At 63.3% G+C, this 7,921-nt stretch carries 6 protein-coding genes and 1 pseudogene; 4 read left to right on the top strand and 3 right to left on the bottom strand.

The features are described 5' to 3' along the window. The 3 genes and pseudogenes from ACREC7_RS14585 to ACREC7_RS14575 all read left to right on the top strand — a co-directional run. A pseudogene (locus ACREC7_RS14585) lies at positions 1-372 on the top strand (acetyl-CoA carboxylase carboxyltransferase subunit alpha); the annotation flags it as partial. A 173-nt stretch (positions 373-545) separates the two neighbouring features. Then, positions 546-1,562, top strand: a complete 1,017-nt coding sequence (locus tag ACREC7_RS14580; protein WP_431556416.1) for a L,D-transpeptidase family protein — start codon at positions 546-548, stop codon at positions 1,560-1,562. 42 nt (positions 1,563-1,604) lie between these two features. Further along, positions 1,605-2,441, top strand: coding sequence for a L,D-transpeptidase family protein (locus ACREC7_RS14575; RefSeq protein ID WP_431556415.1), 837 nt, complete (start codon positions 1,605-1,607; stop codon positions 2,439-2,441). Positions 2,442-2,554: 113 nt separating this feature from the next. On the opposite strand, the gene secA is transcribed toward ACREC7_RS14575, so the two are convergent. The 3 genes from secA to ACREC7_RS14560 all read right to left on the bottom strand — a co-directional run bounded on the left by secA (position 2,555) and on the right by ACREC7_RS14560 (position 6,671). Then, the gene (gene secA, locus ACREC7_RS14570; RefSeq protein ID WP_431556414.1) at positions 2,555-5,341 is read right to left on the bottom strand and encodes a preprotein translocase subunit SecA; all 2,787 of its coding nucleotides are present in this window, start codon (positions 5,339-5,341) and stop codon (positions 2,555-2,557) included. 437 nt (positions 5,342-5,778) lie between these two features. After that, positions 5,779-6,312, bottom strand: a complete 534-nt coding sequence (locus tag ACREC7_RS14565) for an arsenate reductase ArsC (RefSeq protein ID WP_431556413.1) — start codon at positions 6,310-6,312, stop codon at positions 5,779-5,781. 17 nt (positions 6,313-6,329) lie between these two features. Continuing rightward, a complete protein-coding gene (locus ACREC7_RS14560) occupies positions 6,330-6,671 on the bottom strand; it encodes an ArsR/SmtB family transcription factor (protein WP_431556412.1) in 342 nt (113 codons plus the stop codon). 194 nt (positions 6,672-6,865) lie between these two features. Here ACREC7_RS14560 and ACREC7_RS14555 point away from each other — a divergent pair, with 194 nt between their 5' ends. After that, a complete protein-coding gene (locus ACREC7_RS14555; protein ID WP_431556411.1) occupies positions 6,866-7,753 on the top strand; it encodes a peptidylprolyl isomerase in 888 nt (295 codons plus the stop codon). Positions 7,754-7,921: the final 168 nt, after the last annotated feature.

Below are 7,921 nucleotides of genomic sequence, written 5' to 3'. Positions count from 1 at the left end.
GTGATCATCGGCGAGGGCGGATCGGGTGGGGCCGTGGCCATCGCCACCGCCAATCGCGTCTATATGCTGGAGCATGCGATCTACACCGTCGCTTCGCCTGAAGCCGCCGCTTCGATCCTGTGGCGGGATTCAAGCCGCGCCATCGACGCCGCCACCAACATGAAGATCACCGCCCAGGACCTGCTCAGGCTCGGGGTCATCGACGGCATCATTGCCGAGCCCATCGGGGGCGCCCACCGGGACGGGAAGGAAGTGGTCGAGGCAACCGGTGATCGAATTGGCCAGGCTTTGGCCGAATTCGATGCCATGACGCCGGACGCCATCCGCAAGGCAAGGCGAGAGAAATTCCTGGGCATCGGCCGTATAAGTTGAGGATTCTGCCCAGAAAAAGGCCACTTTTGAGTCCCACTGTGACGTTGCTGCCGCTATAATGAGGGGGCAGTTCGGGGGTTTGGAAGTTCAGGCGCCCAGGGGGATCTTCGGCGCTAACTTCGCCTTAACCCGCTGAGTATGAACTTGGACGAGGTGCGCAAGGGGCACTGCGTATGCTTCGCTCGAGCTGGGTCAATGCCGTCATCGCGGCTTGCGTGCTGACGTCAGTCAGCGCGCTTGGCGGCTGCGGACAATTTTCGCCGCCCTATCTCAAGCCGCTGTCGGCGCAGACACAGGCGCTGCTCACCCAGAAGGGCATGACTGCGGAGTCGCCCGTGCTGGTGCGCATCTTCAAGTCGGAGTCGGAGCTCGAAATCTGGAAGGCGAAGGACGACGGCCGCTTCTATCACTTCAAGACCTATCCGATCTGCGATTGGTCGGGCACGCTCGGCCCCAAGGTCAACCAGGGCGACCGGCAGACGCCGGAGGGCTTCTATCTCGTCTCAGCGCCGCAGATGAATCCGAAGAGCAAATACTACCTCTCCTTCAACCTCGGCTTCCCCAATGCCTACGACCGTTCCAACGGCCGCACCGGCGCCGACATCATGGTGCACGGCGACTGCAAGTCGGCGGGCTGTTACGCCATGACCGATGGCGTGGTCGAGGAGATCTACATTCTCGCGCGCGAGGCACTCGCCGGCGGGCAGCAATCGTTCCAGGTGCAGGCCTATCCGTTCCGCATGACCAAGGCGAACATGGAGAAGCACAAGGACGACAAGTGGTATGACTTTTGGCAGAGCCTCAGAGAGGGCTACGACTATTTTGAAATCACCCACCTGCCGCCGAAGGTCGATGTTTGCAACAAGCATTATCTGATCAACGCAGCGTTCGTGGGCGGGGCGACGCCCAATCCGGTCGGAGCCTGCCCGGCATTCCAAAAGCTTCCGGTGCAAAGGGCCCCGCGCGTTCCGTTGCAGGAGGCCTCGGCCAAGCCGCAAGGACGCACCGCCGATGCGGGCTTCCTCGGCAAACCGCTCGGCAGCTGGTTCGGCCTGAGCTTCGGGCCGCCAAAGGCGCCCGTCTATCAGGCCTTCACGCTCGGGCCGGCCACGCCGGCGACGCCCGTTCCCACGCCAACGAAGCAGGTCAAGGTCAAGTCAAAGGCCGCCGCGGTCACGGCGCAGCAATAATCACCGCCACGCGTTCGCCTCTCTTTCCCGCATGATGGGGCCATGCTGCGGCAAGCTCTTGGACTCCTCATCATTGTCGCGCTGTCCGGCGCGGGCTATTTGCTGCTCACGTCCGACGGCAGGCAATTGCTCGACCGCGCGTCCATCGCCTATACGCGCTGGCAGAACCAGTCCTATTACCAGAGCGGGCTGCCGCTGCCCGGCACGCCTGACCTCGCGAGGTTCGACGACCGGCTGAAGGCGCAAGGGCTCGCGCTCGGCGCGCCGGTGTTCTTGCGCATCTTCAAGCTCGAATCCCAACTCGAGATCTGGATGGAGAAGGACGGACGCTATCGGCTGTTTGCCACCTACCCAATCTGCCTGTGGTCGGGGCGGCTCGGCCCCAAGCTCGCCGAAGGCGACCGCCAGGCGCCGGAAGGCTTCTATGCGGTGACCAAGGATGAGCTCAATCCGAACAGTCGCTGGCACCGCTCGTTCAGTCTCGGCTTCCCCAATGAATTCGACCGCGCGCAAGGCCGCACCGGCTCATTCATCATGGTGCATGGCGGCTGCCAGTCGATCGGCTGCTTTGCCATGACCAACGACGTGGTGGATGAGATCTGGAGCCTCGTGACCTCCGCGCTCGATTCCGGCCAGCCCGCGTTCAACGTGCAGGTGTTTCCGTTCCGCATGACGGAGAGGAATCTGGCGGCGCGCAAGGCGGACAAATGGAGCGGGTTCTGGGCGGACCTGAAGAAGGGCTACGATTCCTTCGAGCGCACCCATCTGCCTCCGGTGATCAGCGTCTGCGACGGGCGCTATGTCATCGGGGATGCCGTGCCTGGCGCGCCTTCGCCGCCCGCCGCGGAATGCGCGGCCACCGCCTCGCGCGAGCCGTAACGCCCACCTCACCCTGAGGAGCGAGCGAAGCGAAGCGTCTCGAAGGGTTGCGGCCGCCTGCTTCGAGACGCGGCCTAGTAGCCGCTCCTCAGCATGAGGAACCGGGTCGACGCCTAGCTGTAGGCGCCGTGGCAGTGCTTGTATTTTTTGCCTGAGCCGCACGGGCAGGACGCGTTACGCTGCACCTTGCCCCACGTCGAGGGGTCGGCAGGGTTTGGGCTCGCCGCCGCAGCGGCGACAGTCGCCTTGCGCGCCCGCGCCGGCGCGGCATTTCCTCTCGCGGCGACCGCTGGTCCGGCGCTCACGGCTTCGAGCGCGAATTCGTTCTCGCCGGTGGTCGGATCGAGGTGGTGGGCCTCCATGGGAGGAAGCTCGGCGTCGAGCGGCGGAACATCTTCCTGCCTGGTGAGCTCGACGTGCATGAGCTGGCCGGTTACCGCCTCGCGCAGCCGCGCGAGCATGTGCTCGAACAGCGTGAAGCTCTCGCTCTTATATTCGTTCAGCGGGTCGCGCTGGCCGTAACCGCGCAGGCCGATGACCTGGCGCAAATGCTCGAGCGTGACGAGATGCTCACGCCAGAGATGGTCCAAGGTCTGGAGCAGCACCGCCTTCTCGATCTGGCGCATGATCTGCGGCCCGAAATTGGCGGCCTTTTTGGCGGCCTTCTCGTCGGCGGCGCGCACCAGCCGCTCATGCAGCTCTTCCTCGCCGATGCCCTCCTCCTTGGCCCAGTCGGCGACCGGGAGATCGAGATCGAAGACGCCCTGCATGTCCTCTTTCAAGCCGTCGACGTCCCATTGCTCGGCGAAGGCCTTCTCCGGAATGTGCTTGGCGATGAGCTCGTCGACCACCTGGCGGCGCATGTCGCCGATCATCTCGCCGATATCGGCGTCGGTCATCAGCTCGCGGCGCTGCTCGAAGATCGCCTTGCGCTGATCGTTCATCACGTTGTCGTATTTCAAGAGGTTCTTGCGGATGTCGAAATTGCGCGCCTCGACCTTGCCTTGCGCCTTCTCCAGCGCCTTGTTGATCCAGGGATGGATGATGGCCTCGTCCTCTTTCAGGCCGAGCGTGCGCAGCATGCCGTCCATGCGCTGCGAGCCGAAGATGCGCATCAGGTCGTCTTCCAGCGAGAGGAAGAAGCGCGAGCGGCCGGGGTCGCCTTGCCGGCCCGAGCGGCCGCGGAGCTGGTTGTCGATGCGCCTGCTCTCATGCCGCTCGGTGCCGATCACGTAAAGGCCGCCGGCCTCCAGCGCCTGGTTCTTCTTCTTGCCGACGTCAGCCTTGATGGCTTCGCGCTTGGCGGCGATCTGCTCAGGCGTCGGCTCCTTGGCCTTGCCGGTCTCGTCCGCGAGCCAATCTTCGAGCAGCATGTCGGGATTGCCGCCGAGCTGGATGTCGGTGCCGCGGCCCGCCATGTTGGTGGCGATGGTCACCGACCCCGGCACGCCGGCCTGGGCGATGATATGCGCCTCCTGCTCGTGATAGCGGGCGTTGAGCACCTGGTGCGGAACCTTGTCCTTCTTCAGAAGCTCGGCGAGGATTTCCGATTTCTCGATGGAGGTGGTGCCGACCAGCATCGGCTGGCCGCGGGTGCGCGCCTCCTTGATGAGAGTGATGATCGCCCGGTACTTCTCCTGGGCCGTGCGATAGACCTCGTCGTCCTCGTCGGCGCGGATCATGTCCATGTTGGTCGGCACCTCGACCACGTCGAGGCCGTAGATGTCCATGAACTCGTCAGCCTCGGTGACGGCGGTGCCGGTCATGCCGGCGAGCTTCTCGTAAAGCCGGAAGTAATTCTGGAAGGTAATCGAGGCGAGCGTCTGATTCTCGGGCTGGACGGTCACGTGCTCCTTGGCCTCGAGCGCCTGATGCAGACCTTCCGAATAGCGGCGCCCCTGCATCATGCGGCCGGTGAACTCGTCGATAATGATCACCTCGTCGTTCTTGACGATGTAGTCGCGGTCGCGCTGGAACAGGGTGTGGGCGCGCAGCCCCTGCTGCACGTGGTGCACGACGGAAACGTTCTCGACATCGTATAGGGAATCGCCCTTGAGCATGCCGGCCTCGGACAGCATCCGCTCAACGCGCTCGTTGCCGGCTTCGGTGAGGGTGACCACGCGGGTCTTCTCGTCGAGCTCGTAGTCGGTTTTTTCGAGCTTGGGAATGAAGGTGTCGACGGAGTTGTAAAGCTCCGAGCGATCGTCGAGCGGACCGGAAATGATCAGCGGCGTGCGCGCCTCGTCGATCAGGATCGAGTCGACCTCGTCGACGATGGCGTAGTAGTGGCCACGCTGCACCATCTCGGCGGTCGAATATTTCATATTGTCGCGGAGATAGTCGAAGCCGAACTCGTTGTTGGTGCCGTAGGTCACGTCGGCGGCGTATTGCACCCGGCGCTGGTCGTCGTTGAGCTCATGCACGATGACGCCGACGTTCAGCCCCAGGAATTTGTAGATGGCGCCCATCCAGGCAGCGTCGCGCTTGGCGAGGTAGTCGTTGACGGTCACCACATGCACGCCGCGGCCGGTGAGCGCGTTGAGGTAGACGGGGAGGGTGGCCACCAGCGTCTTGCCTTCGCCGGTCTTCATCTCGGCGATGCGGCCCTCATGCAGCACCATGCCGCCCATGAGCTGCACGTCGAAATGGCGCTGACCGATGGTGCGCTTGGCGGCTTCGCGCACCGTGGCGAAGGCCTCAGGGATCAAATCTTCGAGCGGGGTTCCCTCCTTGACCCGCGTCCGAAAGGCATCGGTGCGGGCGCGCAAGGCTTCGTCGGACAGCGCCGCGACCTCAGGCTCGAGGGTGTTGATGGCGGCCACAACGGACGGGTATTTCTTGAGCTTGCGGTCGTTGGACGAGCCGAACACCTTGCTGGCCAAGGCACCGAAGGAAAGCATTGGACGTTAGCCTCTCATCGCAGGAGCTGGTTCAGAGGTGGCCTTAGCTTTGCGGGGCGAAAGCACCTGAGCGTCGTAGCGTCATGCTCCCGTTCCCTGCCGGGCTCGATAAAACCGGCGGAAAGCGACCAAAAAATGCCAGGGAACAGCAGCCCGTGAGACATAAGAGGGGCGCCTAGGCTTGTCAACGCGACGCAACTCAGCGCCGGAGCGTGCCGTCCCCTTCAGGTGAGAGCAGGCAGCAGGGCTCGCAGAACGTCCGCGGGTCGCTTCGCCGGAGCGGTTCCGCTTGCACCCCGCTCCCCCCTTGCGGGGGAGCAGGATCGGCGTAGCCGATCCGAGGGGGGTAAGACACGAAGTCATCGGCGAAGCGCCTGCCGTAGAACCCCCCTCCCTATCCCTCCCCCTCAAGGGGGGAGGGGAGAGCAAGCGGCAGGCTAAGCGGACTGCTTCGCCGCCGAGGGCTGGCTCTCGCCGATTTCGTCGAGATGCTTCTGCAAGGACAGCTTGCTCAGTCTGTCCAAGGGCAGGCTCACGAAAATGCCGATGCGCTGATAAAGCATGCGGAAGCCATCGGCGAAGGCGAGCGCCTGCTCGGCCTCGGTGCCTTGCGCCTTGGATGGATCGGGAAGGCCCCAATGGGCCGTCATCGGCTGGCCCGGCCAAACGGGGCAGACCTCTTTCGCCGCGTCGTCGCAAACGGTGAAGACGAAATCGAGCTTCGGCGCCTCGGGCGTGGCGAACTCGTCCCAGGATTTCGAGCGCAGTTTCGAAACGTCGAAGTTCGACTTGCGTAGCACGGCGAGCGCATGGGGATTGACGGAGCCCTTGGGTTGGCTGCCGGCGCTATGGGCCTTGAACTTGCCCATACCAAGCCGGTTCAGGATCGCCTCGGCCATGATCGAGCGCGCCGAGTTTCCGGTGCAGAGAAAAAGAACGTTCAAAGGCTGATTGCTGCTTACGACTTGCATGGGTGACTCCCTCCTCGTCACGCTGGACAACAACCGGCCTCCGCCGAAGCGATCAGAGGCCCACAAAGCTCGGCCTTGCCGCCACAGCAATCCTTCACCAGGAAGGACAGGAGGCCACGGGTTCCTTCAAGATCGACGAAATAGATGATCGACCGCCCCTCTTTGCGAAAGCCCACGAGATGGGCGCGGGCAAGTGCTGCGAGATGGAAGGAGAGCGTGTTCTGGGGCAGCTTGAGCCCCCGTGCGATATCGCCCGCCGCCATACCGTCAGGTCCGCACCGGACGAGGAGACGAAAGATCTTGAGCCGGCTCTCTTGCGCCAAGGCGCCGAGCGCACCGATGGCAGTTGATATTTCCATATATCCAAAATTATTGAAGTATAGCCTGCCAGTCAACGATTTTGGCAAGGCGTTTTCCGTGACAGAAGTGCCAGAATCGCCGCTTGGCAGGGACGCGGCCCGGGTCTATGAAGGCGCCCGGGGAAACGGCCGAACCCACCCGCCAGTCGCTCTCAGGCGCTGATCAGGCGGGCACAAGAAGAGGATCTTACTCCGTGAAAGCTTGGCGCTCCTTGCTGCTTGTCGCAGCCTTTGTTGCTTGCGTTCCGTTCGCTGCTTCGGCTGACGATGTCGTGGTGGCCCAGATCAACGGGGTCGACATCAAGCAGTCGGACCTCGATTTCGCGGCCTCCGAAGTGGGCGCCCAGCTCGCCAATTTTCCGCCGGACGATCGCCGCCGCATGCTCCTGCAATTCGTCATCGAGAACGAGCTGATGGCCGAGGCCGCGGTGAAGGCCGGGCTCGACAGCGGCCAGAGTTTCGAGGACCGGCTCAAATATCACCGGCGCCGCACCCTGCGGGATGCGTATTTCGACAAGAGCGTGCGCAATGCCGTGCCCGAGGAAGAGGCCAAGAAGGTCTACGACACCAAGGTCGCAGGCATGAAGCCCGAGGAGGAAATTCACGCCCGCCACATCCTGGTCGCCACCGAGGCCGAGGCCAAAGAGGTGAAGGAGCGGCTGCAGAAGGGCGAGGATTTCGCCACGGTGGCCAAGGAGAAATCGAAAGATCCGAGCGCCGAAGGCGGCGATCTCGGCTTCTTCAGCCGCGGCCAGATGCTGAAACCGTTCGAGGACGCGGCCTTTGCCTTGAAGGAAGGCGAAATTTCCGACCCGGTGCAGACGCAGTTCGGCTGGCACATCATCAAGGTCGAGGAGAAACGGACCCGCCCGCTGCCGACCTTCGATCAGGTCAAGGACACCATCGTCAGCCAGCTTAGCGCGCAGAAAGCCAAGCAGACGATCAAGGAGCTGCACGACGCCGCCAAAATCGAAATCGTCGATCCGGAGATCAAGAAGTCGATGCAGGATGCCGCGGTCAGAGGCGATGCCCAGCCGGAGGACGAGCCAGACTCAGGCGGAAGCGTCGAAGACAATCACTAAAGCCTGGTCGCTCTGACGGAAGCGTGAGAGATGGGGGGAGCTCCGCTGTTTACTCCCTCCCCCCTTGCGGGGGAGGGTTGGGGAGGGGGGTCAGAACTAAAAGGCAAGATTCACTCTCCGTTGATGCAACTTCACCCCCCTCCGACCGCGCAATGCGCGGTCGTGCTC

The organism is Methyloceanibacter sp. (assembly GCF_050728395.1).
In the GTDB taxonomy this organism is placed as follows: domain Bacteria; phylum Pseudomonadota; class Alphaproteobacteria; order Rhizobiales; family Methyloligellaceae; genus Methyloceanibacter.
This window is presented reverse-complemented; position numbering and strand designations above follow the sequence as displayed.